This window comes from Acetobacterium malicum subsp. dehalogenans DSM 11527 (assembly GCF_000472665.1).
In the GTDB taxonomy this organism is placed as follows: Bacteria; Bacillota; Clostridia; order Eubacteriales; family Eubacteriaceae; genus Acetobacterium; species Acetobacterium malicum.
In genome coordinates, this window is sequence record NZ_AXAC01000034.1 from 1 (window position 1) to 16,775 (window position 16,775).

The following is a 16,775-nucleotide window of genomic DNA, read 5'->3' on the forward strand; positions in this document are numbered from 1 at the left end:
CAAAGGTAGTGGTGAAAAGATGGCCGTGACGAAATGGAAGAATTCAAATGTCCATATCATCCATATGTTACTCCCAAACCAGTACTTTGAAGATCTGGGACTCATCGATTTATGTCAATATAAAGTTGGGTTACTGTCGAATTATTATTAATTCGGTGAGAGATTTCAGGAGCCGTGTACGGCAAACGTAAGCACGGTTCTGTGAGAGCAAAGAAATCCGGACTAATTACCCGGATTTCTAGCTACTCGATCCCGGATTTCTCACTGCTTGTTCCCTTGTGGTCCGGTTCAAACGCTAATTTGAGTCCGCAAGGATTGACATGGGCGGCTTATCGTGGTAACATAACACTGTTATCTAAAATAGTTAGACTAAAGGTGAAAAATGGGGAATGAAACAGAAACACGAGAACGATTGTTAGAAGTTGCGAAGGATGAGTTTCTTGAATTGGGCTATGAAAAAGCTTCAATGCGAAAGATTTGTAAAAAAGCCGGGGTTACAACAGGCGCTTTGTATTTCTTTTTTAAAGATAAGAATGACCTGTTTGCAGCATTAGTAAAAAAAGTTGCGGATGAAATTAAAATGGTCATTATCCATCATACTGAAAAAGAGCAAGCAATCTATGTGGATGAAAAAACGACGCCAGAGGCATTAATCGCCGATGGGATTCAACAGGGTCGAGAGTTCGTAACCTATATGTATGCCAATAAAGATGCGTTTATTTTACTTCTCAGTAAAGCCAATGGATCCGCATATGAGAATTTCTATGATGAACTGGTCGACTTAATGGAAAAAAATACGCTGCAATTTCTGGATCACATAACTCTTGAAAATGGCAAAGAAAATGGTATCAAACCCTATACCATGCATTGGCTGGCTCATCTGGAGACGTCTTCCTTTGCCCAATTGCTGACCCATGGATTGACTTTAGAAGAAGCCTTGATTCAAGCAGAGGTCATTGCCAAATACCTGACCGGAGGTTGGCTGGAAATACTAAAAAAGTAAGATGATAAAATTATTAACAAAGAAAAATACGATTGAATTCGAATCTGGAATTCAATTTTATTTTTGCATTGAACATAACACTGTTATGCTACGCAAACATCAAATATTTAAACTTGTCTGCAAAAATAAGTTATAGAATAAGCGATTGATATTCAAAATATGAAAGGGGCAAAAATGTTTATTGAAGTGAATGATATTAAAAAAAGTTATGGCGAAGGAGGCAGCTATGTCCAAGTGCTTAAAGGGGTATCCACAGGCATTCAAAAAGGTCAAATCTGTGCGATATTGGGGCCAAGCGGATCGGGGAAATCGACGCTGCTTAATACCATCGGCGGGTTGGATACCATCGATAGCGGTAGTATAAAAATAAGTAACATTGAAATCACCAGGCTGAATCCCAAAGAATTATCACTATACCGACGAAATTTGCTGGGTTTCATTTTTCAGTTTTATAATCTTGTTCCCAATCTTACGGTTAAAGAAAATATCCAGGTTTGCGAATACCTGACAAAAACACCGCTGGATATTAATGAACTGCTGGAAGTATTGGGGTTAACCGAGCATCAGAAAAAATTTCCCTCCCAATTATCGGGGGGGCAGCAACAGCGGTGTGCGATTGCCAGAGCACTGATTAAGAATCCCGAGCTGCTATTGTGTGACGAACCGACCGGAGCGCTGGACTATCAGGCATCCCGGGAGATTCTGAAGCTGATTGAGAAGATTAATAAAAAATATGGTACCACCATGCTCATCGTTACCCATAATACTGCGATTAAAGAGATGGTTCATCGCGTCATCAAAATCAAAGACGGTCAAATCAGTGAAGACTATGCCAATACGGTATTGAAACCGGCCAGTCAACTGGAATGGTAGGTTATTTCAATGATTTTGAATAAGCGAATCATCCGGGAGTTAAAAGAAAACTGGGTACGATATGGAGCATTGGCATTTTTAATCATCTTTTCGCTGGGGTTGGTCGTGAGTATGGCTGGCTCTACGGATGTGGTCAATTATACGATTGATAAAAATAATGAAAAGAATCAACTGGAAGATGGAGAATTTTCGGTTTATGTTCCCCTAACCGAAAACCAGCAGCAGGAACTTGAAAAAATGGGCGCAAGAACCGAAGCAGCCTTCTATGTTGAGTTGTCTGGTCCAGAAAAATCGGTTCTCAGGATTTTTAAGAATCGAAATAGTATCAATACCATTGAGCTGGAAGAGGGACGACTGGCCGATCAAAGGGGTGAAATCGTTCTGGAGAAACACTATGCCGAAAAGCATGGAATTAGGGTTGGCCAATCTATTGAAGTGAATCAAAAAAACTATCAGGTAACGGGGATCGGAACAGCGCCGGATTATTCCAATGTGGTCCAAAATGTTTCGGACGTGTTGGCGGATTTAAAACAATTCAGCATTGGATTTGTATCTGAAGTGGAATTTAATCAACTGTTAGCAGAAGATATCAATGTCGAATATAATTACAGCTATAAGTTGGATGGGAATCTGACTGCTTCAGAACTTAAAGAAAAATTAGTTGATCTGGATTTTGATAAAACAAAGGTCACCGATTTTATCAATAAAAATATGGATTATCAATATGTCAATCTGATCATTTTTTTAGAAGCTGATGATAATCAACGGATTACAAGCTGTAAAAGCGATGCCGCCATCAATAAAAACTCTGCTTTAATAGCAGGGATGATTATTATCACCTTAATTGCCTATATGATTTCAGTATTTGTGATTCATACCATCGATAAGGAAAGTGCCGTGATCGGGGCGCTTTATTCAATGGGTTATGTAAAAAAAGAACTGCTCAGACATTTTATGATCCTGCCGATGCTGGTTGTCACCGTATCAGCAATGCTGGGGACCGGCTTAGGGTTTCTGCTGATTGGCGAAAATATTAAAGAGAATGTTGCCTATTATTCTTACCCCGGTTATACCATGGTATTTCCACCATATCTTTTAATTTATGGGGTTTTAATACCAGTACTGATTGCTTTGCTTGTCAATTATACAGTTATCAACAGCAAATTATCCTTAGCACCACTTAAATTGCTCAGACGGGAAAAGAAACAGCTTCAGCTGGCAAATATCGACCTGAAGGAGATGGGCTTTATTAATCGCTATCGGATTCGCCAGTTGCTGCGAGAAATTCGGGGAAATATCACTATGTTTTTTGGACTGTTTATTGCCATTCTACTCATGGTTTTTGGATTTAGTATTTATGGGAGCATTAGTGCCTATGTCAATAATGTGGCATCCGATGTCGAGTACAATTATCTTTACTTGCTGAAATATCCCATGGAAACCGCCCCCAACGATGTCACTAAAGCTTATACCGAGTCCTTGACGGCAGACCTTTATTTAACTGGGAGCGAGATGGACGTGACGGTCCAGGGAATTGATGATGAAAACCCCTATTTTGATTTCCCGTTGGATGGCGAAAAAAATGAGGTGATCATTTCTGATTCAGTTGCCAATAAGTTCGGTTATAAAGTGGGCGATGAGATTACATTGTCTGATAATCTTGCCGATCGAAATTACAACTTTACAGTTAAAGAAGTTGTGGATTTTGCCAGTGGCCTCTATATTTTCATGGACATTAAAGACATGCGCGAGCTGTTTGGGCAGAAAGATGACTATTATAATACGCTGATGTCTGATCAGGAACTGGATATTGAAGCGGGAAGAATTGCCACGGTCATAACGGTCGATAAAATGGTCGCTGCTGCCAGACAAATGTTCACCATGATGTATGGGTTGGTTATTACCATTCTGGGTGCATCGGTACTGCTCTTTGCGATTGTGATGTATTTACTAGTAAAAATGATGATTGATAAATCAGCCTTCAGCATTTCGTTAATCAAGGTGTTTGGTTATAATGAACGGGAAATAAAAAAACTATACCTTGGCACCACCTTTTATACGGTTGCGCTGACGACCCTCATTGCCATTCCGGCCTCTAAAATGATTATTAATAAGATTTACCCCTATATGGTATCCAATGTTTCAGCCGGGATGAATGCCACCATGTCACCCCAATCCTATCTGATCATGGTGGCGGTTATTTTAAGTGCTTACGCCATCGTGAATTTTATGGTTGGCAGACATTTGAAAAAGATTTCCAGGCAGAGATTTTAAAAGAACGCGAGTAGCAGGGGGGGAGGACTTAATTATCGCAACCGGGCTTAAGATTCCTGATCAAAAGCTGCCAGAATGACGTCAAGGGCGTGAAGGACATTCATTTTTTCGTCATTGGGGATGTTATCAAAAATATCGGCAAAGAAAGTGTCGTTATTGCTTTCAATCGTTTCAAATATAACCATACCAGAATCAGTCAGGGATATGTCAACACTGCGCCGATCTTCAAGTGAAGGGATGCGTTGGACATATCCCTTTTTTACAAGTCCGTCCACGGTGCGGCTGGTGGTGCTTATATCGATGGCCAGGATGACGGCTAAGTCCTTTAAAGAAATGCTGTTAACACGGCCGATTTCGACTAAGGCATGGCATTGGGCCAGAGTCAGAACGGCGGCGCAGCAGCTGCCATTATTTTTTTTTAAGAGTCCCAGTTTTCGCTCCAGGATTCGGATTTGTTCTCGAAATTGTTTTGGTTGTGCAGGATTCATAATAGCACCTCCTTTAAGATGGGTATATTGTAGCATGATTAATTTGCATTTGCAATGTTTGATATAAGCAATAATTGCTACTTGCAATTAAAATAACCATGTGTTACAATTACAAACAAATTTGAAAGGACGTGTAAAATAATGAATCAGACCATTAAAAAAGCTGACAACTATTTTTTGAAAACATATAATCGTTATCCGATTGTATTAGAATCCGGTGAAGGTGTTTATCTCGTTGACGATGCGGGAAAAAAATATCTTGATTTTGTAGCGGGCATTGGCGTGTTTGCCTTAGGTTATCAAAACAAAACATATAACGAAGCCTTGAAAACACAGATCGATCAACTCATTCATACCTCCAATTTGTTTTATAACAAGCCATCCGCCGAGGCGGCCGAGAAGTTTGCCCAGGTATCGGGAATGGAAAAGGTGTTTTTTACCAATTCCGGAACAGAAGCCATTGAAGGGGCGTTAAAGATTGCCCGTAAATATTATTTTAATAAGACCGGCAGTCCCGCAGGCGAAATTATTGCCATGGATCATTCCTTTCATGGCCGCAGCATGGGGGCATTGGCGGTTACCGGACAGCCCAAATATCAGGAAGCTTTCGGGCCGATGATGCCAAATATCAAGTTTGCCCAGTTTAATAATCTGGCCAGTGTCAAAGCGCAGATCAATGACAAAACCTGTGCCATATTAATGGAAACCATTCAGGGCGAAGGGGGCCTGTATCCGGCCACCGCCGAGTTTGTAAGCGGGGTGAAAAAGCTTTGCGAAGAACATGATTTACTGTTGATGCTGGATGAAATCCAATGCGGTATGGGACGGGTGGGAGAAATGTTTGCTTACCAGGCATATGGCGTCATCCCAGATGTGATTACCGCAGCCAAGGCCCTCGGATGCGGAATTCCTGTCGGTGCTTTTGCGGCCCGGGGCAAAGCCGCAGCGGTATTAGAACCGGGGGATCACGGCACCACCTATGGCTTTAATCCCTTGGCTGGAGCAGCCGTTGATGTGGTGTTGGATATCTATGAACAGACTGCTTTGCTTAATCATGTAAAAGTGGTCAGCAGCTATCTGGAAGCGAAACTGGATGAGCTGGTCAGCGATTATCCGGGGGTAAAGGAACGACGCGGGATGGGATTAATGCAGGCTCTTGAGCTGGATCGACCGGTTGCAGACATCATCGCAAAAACCCAGGAACGGGGACTGATCATTATCACCGCCGGACCAAATGTATTGCGATTCCTACCGCCATTAGTGATCGAGGAAAAACAGATCGATGAAATGATTAGGATCTTGAAACGCAGTTTGGATGCGAGTATGAAAATGAGCGACAACGATGCTCAATGAGAGTGGAACTCGGGCAATCCGACGAACGGCCTCACATTTTATCCGGCGTTTATTCAGGAATCAGAGTTTATAAACGTCAGGGTTGTCTTCACATCGGCAAAGGTATTTTGCAGGGCTGCCATAAAAGCGGCGTGAACAAGTTTGGCAGGAACCGGGGTATTTTCCCAGATTAAATCCCTGGTGGTACAGGCATCGCTTAATAATTCAATTTCGAATCCCAGTCTTTTGGCGGAACGGACCGTTGTGTCAACACACATATGGCTCATCATGCCGCAGATTACCAGCTGTCCGATGCCCAATTCTTTCAAAAGCGGAAACAAATCCGTATTGAAGAAACTATCCGGGGTATTCTTGATAACTATTTGTTCCCCGGGAAAGGGTGATACCAGGGCATTGATATTGCCCCCCTCGGTATCAGCGATAAAAAAAGGAGCCTCTACGTTTATGCTGATATGCTGAACATGAAAGACGGGAAGCTCTTTTTTCCTAAAATAGGCTAACGCGCTTTTGGCGTTTTGGGCAGCGGCATCCGGCTGATTAAGCTCAAAACGGCCACCCGGAAAATAATCATTTTGAATATCAATTAGAATAAGTGCTTTTTTCATTTATTAAACCTCCTCGTTTTTGACAGTATAAGTCATCTTGATCAGGAGGTAAATTACCCACTTTTTTGTGGGTACTAGGTTATCTTTTTTGACAGTCTGTTACCCACTTTTGGTGGGTATGTTTATAGGTATGGAAAAATCAGAGCAATTATTTGGGATAACAGATTCCCTTTTGCTCTAAGCTGTTAGTCAGGTGGTGTTCAACCATATAGTCAATTCCGACTTCTTGCATAATTTCGATGGCTTTGAGGATCTGTTTGCCACGTTCAGTAAGAGAGTAATCAACATGAAGCGGATAACCCGGCGCATTTTTTTTGGCGACAAGACCAAAATGCCGAAGCTCATTTAATTGCTGCAAGAGCATCTTTTGGCTGATGCCAGTGATGCTTTTCTCCAGTTGAGAAAGAGAAACAGAACCAGCTCTCATTTGAAAAATGATAATTGTTTTCCATTTGCCTTTGATAATATCGTGGACAATCTCGAGCGGGCAGGTGTAATCAGTGCGGATTTTCATTCAAACCTCCTAAAAATTAAAAAAAGACTTTGGCTAAAGTACCCTGGTGAACCGAGGATCAGGCAATTTATCGTGAGGTAAAACCATGATTGCCAAACGTGTTTGAGATTATTATAACAGATACAATTCTGACCATAACAAATAAAACGGTAATAGTTTTTTTGTTTATTCAACCCCGGCTTTGTTCGGGGCTTTATTATATAACTCTGACGATATCAACATCTTTTGAAATATTGCTGGATTTTATGATGAAAAGTAGTAGAATAAAGAAAAACAAGGAGAGTGAGAAATGATTTCTTATCGCAAAGAGTTGCATTTTAATTTACCCAGACGAAGAGGGCTGGTCAATATTACCAGAGATGTTGAGAAAGTCCTGGTAGAAAGTGGTATTCAGGAAGGGCTGATTTTGGTCAACGCGATGAATATTACAGCCAGTGTTTTTATTAATGACGATGAGAGTGGCTTACATCAGGATTATGAGGTCTGGCTGGAAAAACTGGCGCCGGAAAAACCCTATAGCCAGTATCGTCACAATGGTTATGAAGATAACGCCGATGCCCATTTGAAGCGAACGATTATGGGCAGAGAAACCGTGGTGGCCGTCACCGCCGGCAAGCTGGATTTTGGCCAGTGGGAACAGATCTTCTATTTCGAATTTGACGGCAAACGGGACAAGCGGGTGCTGGTCAAAATCATTGGTGAGTAAGGTGATTTAGAGGCTCATCAATAGGATCAGCATAAGAAAAAAGGGGAGATTGAAATAGATGAAAAACATCCTATTAGTAATTGATTACCAGCAAGATTTTGTCGATGGGGCCCTTGGCTTTCCCCAGGCGGTTCGTCTTGAGGAACCGATTGCCCAAAAAATAATGGAATATCGTCAGAACGGCCAGGAAATTCTGTTTACCTATGACACCCATACCGCCGATTATCTAAATACCCAGGAAGGCAGAAATTTACCGGTTGTTCATTGTATCAAAGGAACCGCCGGGTGGGAGCTTTATGGCAAGGTGGCTCAGCTGCGGCGTGATACTGACACCTGCATCGAAAAAATCGCCTTTGGATCAATGGAACTGGCTGAGTTTCTGGCGGCGAACCAGTATGACCGGGTCGAGCTGGTCGGGGTAGTGTCAAACATTTGTCTGATCTCGGACGCCGTGCTGGCCAAGGCGGCGCTGCCGGAAGCGGAGATTATTGTCGATGCCAGCTGCGTCGCCAGCAATGAAGACCGTCTTAATGAGGCGGCTCTGGAAGTGATGGCAAGCATGCAGATCCATATAATTAACCGAAGATGAAGCAAGCAAAATTTCAATTTTCTCAGCTGAAATTGCTAAGTTATGATAAACAAAACACTAGGAGGACACAATGGGAACCAGTAAGGAATTTGCGGACTATGTCTGTGATCAGTTAATAGCAGCGGGAAATATCAGCTGCAAAAAAATGTTTGGTGAATATGGCGTTTATCTTGACGAAAAGATTGTCGGACTGATCTGCGATAATCAGTTTTTTCTCAAGAAAACAGAAGCGGGGCAAGTCATGATTGAAGATCACTTGGGAACCGTTGAAGAAGGTCTGCCATATCCGGGTGCCAAGCCACAGTTTTTGATTGATTCACTGGATGACCGGGAATGGTTGGCTGAATTGCTGCGGGCCAGTTATCAGGAACTGCCAATGCCCAAGCCCAAGCCCAAGAAAAAGAAAAAATGATCGATCAGCAGTCTTATAAAAAAACCTATAAACCATTGATCCTGTGGATGATATTATTCATAGCAGTGTGTACCTTGATACCAATGTTAATTAATCAAATATTTGAGCAGCTGTTCCAGATAACCTGGGGTGAGGGTGGCGAGGTTAGAGTGATCTTGATGTTTATGGTTATTTCAATTGATGGTTTAATGTGGATGATTTATGCGGGGGAATATGTCTATTGGATTAATGGCGGCCCCAGCTTTGAGGAAGCAAAAGCAGCGGGCAGTGAAAAAAGAAAAGCCTATGCAGGCGCACATTTAAGCGTGTTTTTAAAAATGACACTGGTTTGTTGTGTTTACATAGTAATCAGTTCATTTTTTAGATTGCCGATGTTGATTGATATTGTTGTGGTAGCATCAGCCATTGTTGCAGCAGCGATCAAGACCATACCGATCCGTTTTAATTAAAAAATTAGTCAAATTTGATGTGGGTATGGAAAACGGATGCAGAATGATTCACTAATGAACCTTAAAATTATGGAGAATATCATTATAATTGGATTATACCAGACAGAAGACAAAAAACTGCTATTGTGAGGTAGCAGTTTTTTCATGGGGTTCCTTTCTTTAAATATTGATCCAAGAGAATGCCAGATACACTGTCATAAATATCCATATCGAATAGATAATGATTTTTAGAGTGTCATCTCGACATCAATCAATAGTTCGTTATGCCTTAAGAATGAAGGTGTAAAGGGTGAGTTATAACGTGCCAGACGGAAATTGCCATTTGTCTTCAGATTTTTACCCTGAAGCCATTTGAGTAATTTCGATTCCAGTGCATCAAGCTTTTCTTTTTTCACTGAACCGGAAAAAGTAATTGAAGCACTTAATTTTTCCGGGATCTTTTGAATAATAATTCTTGAATTACCAGGTTCAGGGGGGATTCGTTGGCATACTTAGCGGGAAGAACAAAGGCTGTTATTGAGATGCCTGCGCCGAGCTCATTGAACACTGGTACTGTCATAGCAATTTTTTCCCGTTTGGAATTGTTTCCGCTGATGTAATCAAAGATCTGATTAAATCCGCTGGGACTTTCGCTTTTAAGATCTTCAATAGAGGCCGTCAGATAGCTTTTGTAAGTGCGAAGCTCCAATTCACCATCTTTTTCAACAACTGCGTATTCAGGGGTTTCATAATTTGACATGATATGTCCTCCTCGTAGTTTATAAACTTATTATTACCCTCAAATTTGATTTTTGCACAATTGATTTTTTAGATGATAAAGCTAGGAATCCTTCATGAAACACATTTGAACAAATATCTGGAATATTCAATGAACAGAATTACGCGTGCGATTGCGAATAAAGAATCCGATAATGTTCTGGTTGAAGCCAGACAAGAAAGGTATGATGAATGCGGTGTCGTTGATGGATTGGTTGATATGACAGTGATAGATAGTTACTATCGGAATAATGATAACAAAGTCGGAATGATGGATTTGAATGCGGTTGTTAATGACTTAAAAGAATCTTTGAGCAATCAGTTATTATTTAACTTTGGCGCTGATTCCAAATTTAATTACCTGTTTGGGGCAGATATCGGCACACTCCAGACAGCTGATACATTCATTTGAATCCATTTGACTGGTTTTAACCATTTCCACAACATCAAGGCTCATCGGGCATTTTTTGCTGCAGCGTCCACAGGAAATACAATTCTCAGTTTCAGCCTTAAGTCTGAATCGGGGAATGTGCAAGAAATCAGCGCATTTTTCTCCGATGATCATAAAAGGTGCCATCCAACATAAGCTATGACACATACCCCTTTTTCCTGTTGCCAAGGCAAAGACATAGATCAGGGTGACAACAATCATATAGATGACAAAAATGTGGCTATCCAGACTATACATATTGAAAAAATTGACAGCGAGGGGACCGTTGCTGATCCATAAAAAGACAACAAAAGCTAACCAGAAAAACCAGATTATGTATTTTGAGCTGTTTTTCCATTTGCCATTCCAGGCTTTGTTGTTGGAATGCGCGGCCTGTTCCTGAATGGCGCCTCCCGGACAAAGCCAGCCACAGAACAGGCGACTTCCGATCATTGAGAACAGCAGCAAGAATCCAAAAAATAAGGCACTGCCGTTTACGATACCATAGGCGGCCGACATGATAATGACATAAGGCGACATAAAGAAAAAGGTTAAGGGAAAAAGCAGGGCCGAATAGGTGAGAATTCCTTTACGTATTTTTTGTTTCATGTTCTAACTCCTTCTGATCCAAGATCTTTTTTTTCGCTGCCACAGCCCAATCTTTCATGGCGGTGTATAAATATTTCCCGCAAAGCGCTGTCAGTTCGCTCCCCAATCGCTCACAACCTTGGTCTTCAAGGCCGTTTAAAAAAGCCAGGAAGCCTTCCATTTCGGCAAGGGCTTTTTCGTTACGTCCAATGAATGCGTCCAGATGCTGATCAATGGTGTCAAGATCTGTTGCGGTACCAAAAGATACTTTCAGCAGAATTTCATATCTCAGTTTTTCAACATCGGGCGCTTCTGATAACCATCGTTTTAGTTTGGCCCGGCCTTTTTCGGTGATCGTGTAGGTGATTGTCTGTCGTCCATTCTGGACGATTTCAGTTTCAGTCGTTTCTGCCAAACCCTGTTCAACCAGCAGCTTTAAGGTCGGATAAATTTGTCCAAAGCTTTCCTGCCAGAAATGCCGAAACTCATTTTCGATTGATTTTTTTATTGAATAGCCAGTTTGTGGTCGTTTGGACATCAATCCCAATAAAATATATCTGGTTTTTCCCGTATCTTTTTTCATTACATATCTCCGTCTGCGCTAATGTATCATAATGATATATTAGCGCAGACGGGTGGATTTGTCAATAAATAAATCGCAGTTTAACATAGGGCGTAGGACGGAGATAACAAACCAAATAATTTCGTGTTATTCTCATGTCATAAAAAAATATTTATGATAGAATTGGAAGGACAATCAATAGATCCCACTTTATCAGAACAGGAGTAAATTTAAATGGCAATCGAAAAAGTCAGAGATTATTTCAAACAATGGCATATTGAAAGCCGAATTCTGGAATTCCAGACCTCATCGGCAACGGTGGAACTGGCGGCGCAAGCGGTCGGTTGTGCCCCGGAACGAATCGCCAAAACCTTGTCCTTTAAACTAGCGGAAAAATGTGTTCTCATCGTGACGGCCGGTGATGCCAAAATCGATAATTCAAAATTTAAAGCTCATTTTAAAACGAAGGCAAAAATGCTTTCAGCGGAAGAGGTCGAGCACCTTGTTGGGCATGGTATTGGCGGCGTCTGTCCCTTTGCCGTCAACGGCAATGTGGATATTTATCTGGATGATTCACTGAAACGATTTGATACGGTCTTTCCGGCCTGCGGAAGTAGTAATAGTGCGATTGAGCTGACAATAGCGGAACTGGAAAAATATTCCAACTGTGCCGGCTGGTTTGATCTGTGTAAGGGCTGGCAACCGGTCTCATAAATAGCCACTGAAAATAAAATAATAGCGAACACAAATATAATGCCTAAAAAGAGGTAAGAAACAGAATTGAAAAAAAACAAAGGGGCTTAAAATAAAGAGCGGTATGGGATGAGGTGGCAAGTATGCAGCGCCGTATTATCAACCGATAATGCCCAAGCCGAAGAAAAGAAAAAATGATTGATCAGAAATGGTGAAAAACCCCGAAATATAGCATTTTTGCCGTTGGAATGCTGCTTTTAGCAGATTCGAAACGGTTGCAATGCGTGTATCTTTCAAATTGAATCATCTCAGTCGGAAGACAAAAAAACTGCTATTGTGTGATAGCAGTTTTTTTGATTAATCCTTCTTTTCATCAATTAAAGTAGACAATTCACCCTTTTCGTCAAGTTCTTTAAGGTCAGAAAAGCCGCCAATGCAGGTATCGCCGATAAAAACAAAAGGGATACTGTAATGATGGGTTTCTGCCTGCAACTGATAGCGAAGGTCATCATTTTTGAAGATGTCGACATCTGTATAGGCAATACCTCTGTCATCAAGCAGTTTTTTGGCACCATTGGAATAAGGACAAAAAGGCCAGGTGTACAGTTTTATTTCTTTTTTCATGGGTCTCCTTTCTTGACATAAACAGGAATCACTTTGATGCTATTATTCTACCCACCGATGACTATTTAAAACACCTAGGTATTTCGGTCAAAAATTTCGGGAAATAATCGAGACTAAAGAAAACTTCGCAATTGGTTGAGACGGAAACATCCTGGCGGTGGTATAATCTAAAAAAATTCACGAGCAAAACCAATTTGAAACAATGAAGATTTTATAGGCATGGATTAGGAGAGCAACGGGATGTTATTTAAAGAATTTGGAAATAAGCAGAATAAAGCGATCATTCTCATCCATGGATATGGCATATCCTGGCGAATGTGGAAACCTCAAATAGATGTTTTAAGTAATGATTATTTTGTTATTGTGCCGGTATTGGATGGACATGACATAGAAAATAATTCGACGTTTACGACGGTTGAAAAAGCGGCTGCCGATATAAGTGATAATGTTTTACAAACATATGGGAAACTTGTCTTTGCAATTTGCGGCGCATCGCTGGGGGCTACAATTGTGGTTGAGATAATTGCTCAAAACAGACTTGAAATACTCCCCCCAAAGACGCTGGAAACCTGCATAAATAATGGGTTTTCAGCGTTTCTTTTATTGGAGAATAACTTCTCCTTTTTCGATACCGGTAACGGATGGCGTACCATCTATTGTGACACTCATCTGTGTTTCATAAGATTTCCATTCAAAATCTGACCAGCTAACACCTTGAGTAGCAGCGTCGCTTTTACTTGTTTCTTTATTGCCTGTTATTTGAGTTTCAGTCTGTTTTTCTTGGCTTTCAGCTATAGCCTTTGCAGCCATTGCCATCGCATAAAGCTGTGGACTTGTCTCCATCAATTTTTTCAGGTCAGAACTGGATACTTTTCTACCCGCGGAAATTTTGGCGGCTATTTCAATCGCTTCCGCTAAATCTTTGTAGGCACTTGCCCATGCTTCACTTTGTTGTTTGGCGACCGCCAGATCATGCGCCATAGTAGATTGATAAAATGCGGCTTCACGGTCAGCTTGTGCCTGTTTATCTATTTCAGTTAATTGCTTTTTCAAATCATCAGAAAGCGGGATATCGACACCGTTAACGGTAAGATAGCCCCTCGAAATAGCTCTGCTTACCATTGCTGAATCAGAAAAATGGATCACATAACTGTTTGCTTTCTCGCCCTTTGTTATTCCAAGTGAGTCTTTTCCTGATGTGGCACTCATCGTCTCGTCACTTACCGGCGTTTTATAGGCTTCTTTTGAAATATCAAGCGTATCCGTTTTTTTTGAAACTGCCTGGCTGGATGGTTGGCTTTTCGCCATCGATTTTTGCCTTTCGGTCATTTGACTGGAGCTGCTATAGAAATTTTTAACAACAGCATTTATTTTCATCGAAACATGGCCCCCTTTTTGTGAATAAGTGTGTCTTGATGTTCAATATCTATTTCTGTTATCGGCAATAATTCTAATTTCGTTAATATCGCCAACATTTAATCCGCAATGTTACTGCTCTCGAACCGTCCCCTTGTGCTGTAGATCTTTAAGATCCATGCTATGGAGTTTCAAAGTAACGAATTGAGGCATTTGCGTTTTGCTGTTGAATATAACATCAAATAAGGGTACAATTCAATCAACAGGAAATGAGTTTTTGACAATGCCAAATATCAAACCAATATCAGATTTAAGAAACTATACGGAAGTATTGCGGGATGTTGCGGTGGGCGAACCAGTCTTTTTAACAAAAAATGGTCGAGGTAAGTTTGCCATTATTGATATCAATGAATATGAATCATTGAAGGCTTCTCTGAAGCTCATGTCACAGCTATCGAAAGGCGAACAGGCAGGTCGTGAAAAGGGCTGGCTGACCATCGATGCGGTGGAATCGGAGTTGGAAATTTAAAATGACCAGGCTTCAGATTTCTCCAGAAGCAAGAGATGATTCCACAACAAAAGGAGCCAGTGTGAATAAATACACCAACGAAGAATTAAATGAAGCGCTTCGGCAAGTAGCGTCAACGATTAGCAGATGCGAAAAAATGCAAGGCAAATTTGCGGAAGGAACCTCCCAGTGTTCACTGCTTAGAAATAGAATTAAAGCAATGGTTATTTCAAAGCTTTTGATTGAAAGTGAACTATCCCAAAAGGAAAAAATCACAGATAGTCTGGGGCAGTATACAAAAGAAGAATTAACCGAAGCACTCAGGCCAGTTGATTCGGTAATTAGCAAGTGTGAAAAAGCACAGATGAAATTTGATCAAGGAACCTCACATCATCGGCGTCTTGAAAATTTAATCAAGGCAATGGATATTTCTAAAGGTTTGATCGAGGATCAGCTTACTTTGCTGGAATGAGTGGTGATTTGTAATAAATACAAATGGATAAAACAAGAAATCAGCCCCTTAGTGTGGAACGGATATGACGAACGAAATGTCTCCGAATTCTTCTAATTTTTTGAGTTCAGTAAAAAAGCCTTTTTCACAGGACCGGTAACGTCCTTTAGACATGCAAATGGATAAAAATGGCGACTTTGAATAAAATAATGGGTGAATAAAATGCGCAATGTAATTATATTTAAGGACAATGTCAATAAAATGGACTGTAATATCTTTAAATATTAAGAAAAGGGGTGACAAATTATGGCACAAACAAATATCAACATTCGGATGGATGAAGAATTGAAAAAAACTTTGATATGATTTGTACAGAACTGGGCTTAAATATGACAGCAGTGATCAATGTTTTTGCAAGAGCGGTGGTTCGTAAGCATGGGATTCCCTTTGATTTGACAATTAATGATGATTTTTTCTATAGTGAAGCAAACCAGGAAAGATTAAGAAAATCCATCGCAAGTCTTGAGGTTGGCAAGGGAACCGTTCAGGAGCTAATTGAGGCTGATGATGAATAAGGTCTGGACGGATGAGGCTTGGAAAGATTACCTGTTATTGGCAAAAACAGGATAAAAAGACATTAAAGCGAATCAATGTACTTTTGCAGGACATTGATCGGAATGGTTATGAAGGAATTGGGAAACCGGAACCATTAAGGTATGAATTTCAGGGCTTTTGGAGTCGCCGAATTGATGACACCAATCGTATTGTATACCGATAAAAGACGGTCAAATTGAAGTTGTGCAATGTCGTTTTCACTATAAATAAACGGATATAGCAAAATGATGACCAACAAATGGGGCCTAAATAAAAAAGGCCCCGTTTGTTGGAAATGAAAAATCGCAGATAAGATAGTGTGGCTGAATAAATCCGTGCCCGATACATTCCGGTTTAATAGTCGCGGCTTGATGCTAACTTATGATGTGTAGTTGGGATATGACGAAACATCCCCAGGTCATAGAAGAAAAAGAAAAACGAGGGATCGGAAACAATGAAAGACAGAAAAAACATAGTATTTCTTGCCATTGGAGTGCTGCTTTCAGCAGTTTCAAAACTGTTGCAATTTGTGTATCAATCGACCGTTGGCGACTTAATTGTTTTACCAGCAGCGGTATTTTTTGTGTTGGCGATTTTGCACTCGCTGACAGCCTTTAAAGCCCTGTATTACACCGCTCAAGGTGCCAGACAAGCCAATATGATGGCAACCCTGGCTTGTTCGGCAGTGGTGTCGTTTCAGATTATGATGATCCTGATTATTGGGAATAACAATTGGCTGGGGTTATTACTGCTGGTGCCTTTCGTAGCAATGGGGACACTATTTGGTTTCAAATGGTTTCAAAATATTGTGAGGCCAAAAGGCTGACGCTGGTAAATCAAATTTTTAGAGGGGGATAGGGGAATGTGACAAATGAAACGTCCCCGATGTCTCCCTGTCTCCCCACTATGTCTCCCAAAGTGAGGGATATGACGAACGAAACGTCCCC

At 40.9% G+C, this 16,775-nt stretch carries 23 protein-coding genes and 1 pseudogene; 15 read left to right on the forward strand and 9 right to left on the reverse strand.

Annotated elements, in window-relative coordinates; translation table 11 throughout:
- Positions 1–382 precede the first annotated feature (382 nt).
- From A3KS_RS0113405 to A3KS_RS0113415, 3 genes are all read left to right on the forward strand, one after another.
- A complete protein-coding gene (locus tag A3KS_RS0113405; RefSeq protein WP_026395340.1) occupies positions 383–1,003 on the forward strand; it encodes a TetR/AcrR family transcriptional regulator in 621 nt (206 codons plus the stop codon).
- Positions 1,004–1,177: 174 nt separating this feature from the next.
- Positions 1,178–1,876 (forward strand): ABC transporter ATP-binding protein, encoded by a 699-nt coding sequence (locus A3KS_RS0113410; protein WP_026395341.1) that lies wholly within the window; start codon positions 1,178–1,180, stop codon positions 1,874–1,876.
- Positions 1,877–1,885: 9 nt separating this feature from the next.
- Positions 1,886–4,150: an ABC transporter permease gene (locus tag A3KS_RS0113415; RefSeq protein ID WP_026395342.1), complete on the forward strand. Its 2,265-nt coding sequence runs from the start codon at positions 1,886–1,888 to the stop codon at positions 4,148–4,150.
- Between the two features lie 47 nt (positions 4,151–4,197).
- Here A3KS_RS0113415 and A3KS_RS0113420 read toward each other — a convergent pair whose 3' ends face one another.
- Positions 4,198–4,638 (reverse strand): MarR family winged helix-turn-helix transcriptional regulator, encoded by a 441-nt coding sequence (locus A3KS_RS0113420; RefSeq protein WP_026395343.1) that lies wholly within the window; start codon positions 4,636–4,638, stop codon positions 4,198–4,200.
- A 141-nt stretch (positions 4,639–4,779) separates the two neighbouring features.
- Here A3KS_RS0113420 and A3KS_RS21335 point away from each other — a divergent pair, with 141 nt between their 5' ends.
- Positions 4,780–5,991 (forward strand): aspartate aminotransferase family protein, encoded by a 1,212-nt coding sequence (locus A3KS_RS21335; protein ID WP_035356330.1) that lies wholly within the window; start codon positions 4,780–4,782, stop codon positions 5,989–5,991.
- Between the two features lie 53 nt (positions 5,992–6,044).
- On the opposite strand, the gene A3KS_RS0113430 is transcribed toward A3KS_RS21335, so the two are convergent.
- Positions 6,045–6,596, reverse strand: coding sequence for a cysteine hydrolase family protein (locus A3KS_RS0113430; RefSeq protein ID WP_026395344.1), 552 nt, complete (start codon positions 6,594–6,596; stop codon positions 6,045–6,047).
- Between the two features lie 148 nt (positions 6,597–6,744).
- Positions 6,745–7,110, reverse strand: a complete 366-nt coding sequence (locus tag A3KS_RS0113435; protein WP_026395345.1) for a winged helix-turn-helix transcriptional regulator — start codon at positions 7,108–7,110, stop codon at positions 6,745–6,747.
- A gap of 289 nt (positions 7,111–7,399) precedes the next feature.
- On the opposite strand from A3KS_RS0113435, the gene A3KS_RS0113440 reads away from it, so the two are divergent.
- The 4 genes from A3KS_RS0113440 (at position 7,400) to A3KS_RS0113455 (ending at position 9,266) form a co-directional block, all read left to right on the forward strand.
- Complete coding sequence (locus tag A3KS_RS0113440) at positions 7,400–7,816, forward strand: secondary thiamine-phosphate synthase enzyme YjbQ (RefSeq protein WP_026395346.1); 417 nt, start codon at positions 7,400–7,402, stop codon at positions 7,814–7,816.
- Between the two features lie 58 nt (positions 7,817–7,874).
- On the forward strand, positions 7,875–8,405 hold the full coding sequence (locus A3KS_RS0113445) for a cysteine hydrolase family protein (RefSeq protein WP_026395347.1): 531 nt from the start codon (positions 7,875–7,877) through the stop codon (positions 8,403–8,405).
- A gap of 70 nt (positions 8,406–8,475) precedes the next feature.
- Positions 8,476–8,817, forward strand: coding sequence for a TfoX/Sxy family protein (locus A3KS_RS0113450; RefSeq protein WP_026395348.1), 342 nt, complete (start codon positions 8,476–8,478; stop codon positions 8,815–8,817).
- A complete protein-coding gene (locus A3KS_RS0113455) occupies positions 8,814–9,266 on the forward strand; it encodes a hypothetical protein (RefSeq protein ID WP_026395349.1) in 453 nt (150 codons plus the stop codon). Before A3KS_RS0113450 ends, A3KS_RS0113455 begins: the two co-directional genes overlap by 4 nt.
- A gap of 227 nt (positions 9,267–9,493) precedes the next feature.
- On the opposite strand, the gene A3KS_RS24295 is transcribed toward A3KS_RS0113455, so the two are convergent.
- From A3KS_RS24295 to A3KS_RS0113475, 4 genes are all read right to left on the reverse strand, one after another.
- Complete coding sequence (locus tag A3KS_RS24295) at positions 9,494–9,745, reverse strand: heme-binding protein (RefSeq protein WP_084505007.1); 252 nt, start codon at positions 9,743–9,745, stop codon at positions 9,494–9,496.
- Positions 9,688–10,005 carry an SOUL family heme-binding protein gene (locus A3KS_RS0113465; protein ID WP_026395350.1) on the reverse strand — a complete coding sequence of 106 codons (318 nt, stop codon included), beginning with the start codon at positions 10,003–10,005 and terminating at the stop codon, positions 9,688–9,690. Before A3KS_RS0113465 ends, A3KS_RS24295 begins: the two co-directional genes overlap by 58 nt.
- 342 nt (positions 10,006–10,347) lie before the next feature.
- Positions 10,348–11,061: a 4Fe-4S binding protein gene (locus tag A3KS_RS0113470; protein WP_026395351.1), complete on the reverse strand. Its 714-nt coding sequence runs from the start codon at positions 11,059–11,061 to the stop codon at positions 10,348–10,350.
- Positions 11,042–11,623: a helix-turn-helix transcriptional regulator gene (locus A3KS_RS0113475; RefSeq protein ID WP_026395352.1), complete on the reverse strand. Its 582-nt coding sequence runs from the start codon at positions 11,621–11,623 to the stop codon at positions 11,042–11,044. Before A3KS_RS0113475 ends, A3KS_RS0113470 begins: the two co-directional genes overlap by 20 nt.
- A gap of 213 nt (positions 11,624–11,836) precedes the next feature.
- On the opposite strand from A3KS_RS0113475, the gene A3KS_RS0113480 reads away from it, so the two are divergent.
- Complete coding sequence (locus A3KS_RS0113480) at positions 11,837–12,316, forward strand: YbaK/EbsC family protein (protein ID WP_026395353.1); 480 nt, start codon at positions 11,837–11,839, stop codon at positions 12,314–12,316.
- Between the two features lie 336 nt (positions 12,317–12,652).
- Here A3KS_RS0113480 and A3KS_RS0113485 read toward each other — a convergent pair whose 3' ends face one another.
- The gene (locus A3KS_RS0113485) at positions 12,653–12,919 is read right to left on the reverse strand and encodes a glutaredoxin domain-containing protein (protein ID WP_026395354.1); all 267 of its coding nucleotides are present in this window, start codon (positions 12,917–12,919) and stop codon (positions 12,653–12,655) included.
- Between the two features lie 240 nt (positions 12,920–13,159).
- On the opposite strand from A3KS_RS0113485, the gene A3KS_RS23535 reads away from it, so the two are divergent.
- The gene (locus A3KS_RS23535; RefSeq protein WP_156913279.1) at positions 13,160–13,621 is read left to right on the forward strand and encodes an alpha/beta fold hydrolase; all 462 of its coding nucleotides are present in this window, start codon (positions 13,160–13,162) and stop codon (positions 13,619–13,621) included.
- Here A3KS_RS23535 and A3KS_RS22755 read toward each other — a convergent pair.
- Complete coding sequence (locus A3KS_RS22755; RefSeq protein WP_051355885.1) at positions 13,520–14,296, reverse strand: hypothetical protein; 777 nt, start codon at positions 14,294–14,296, stop codon at positions 13,520–13,522. The two genes, A3KS_RS23535 and A3KS_RS22755, sit on opposite strands and share 102 nt — an antisense overlap.
- A gap of 262 nt (positions 14,297–14,558) precedes the next feature.
- On the opposite strand from A3KS_RS22755, the gene A3KS_RS0113495 reads away from it, so the two are divergent.
- The 5 genes and pseudogenes from A3KS_RS0113495 to A3KS_RS0113515 all read left to right on the forward strand — a co-directional run bounded on the left by A3KS_RS0113495 (position 14,559) and on the right by A3KS_RS0113515 (position 16,654).
- Entirely contained in the window at positions 14,559–14,804 is a 246-nt protein-coding gene (locus A3KS_RS0113495) for a type II toxin-antitoxin system prevent-host-death family antitoxin (protein WP_026395355.1), read from the forward strand.
- A gap of 61 nt (positions 14,805–14,865) precedes the next feature.
- Positions 14,866–15,255, forward strand: coding sequence for a hypothetical protein (locus A3KS_RS0113500; protein WP_026395356.1), 390 nt, complete (start codon positions 14,866–14,868; stop codon positions 15,253–15,255).
- A gap of 341 nt (positions 15,256–15,596) precedes the next feature.
- A complete protein-coding gene (locus A3KS_RS21345; RefSeq protein WP_341349850.1) occupies positions 15,597–15,809 on the forward strand; it encodes a type II toxin-antitoxin system RelB/DinJ family antitoxin in 213 nt (70 codons plus the stop codon).
- Positions 15,802–16,059 (forward strand): annotated as a pseudogene (locus A3KS_RS21350) (Txe/YoeB family addiction module toxin). The gene A3KS_RS21345 and the pseudogene A3KS_RS21350 overlap by 8 nt, the downstream one beginning before the upstream one ends.
- A 223-nt stretch (positions 16,060–16,282) precedes the next feature.
- Positions 16,283–16,654: a hypothetical protein gene (locus A3KS_RS0113515; RefSeq protein ID WP_026395357.1), complete on the forward strand. Its 372-nt coding sequence runs from the start codon at positions 16,283–16,285 to the stop codon at positions 16,652–16,654.
- The last annotated feature ends 121 nt before the right edge of the window (positions 16,655–16,775 follow it).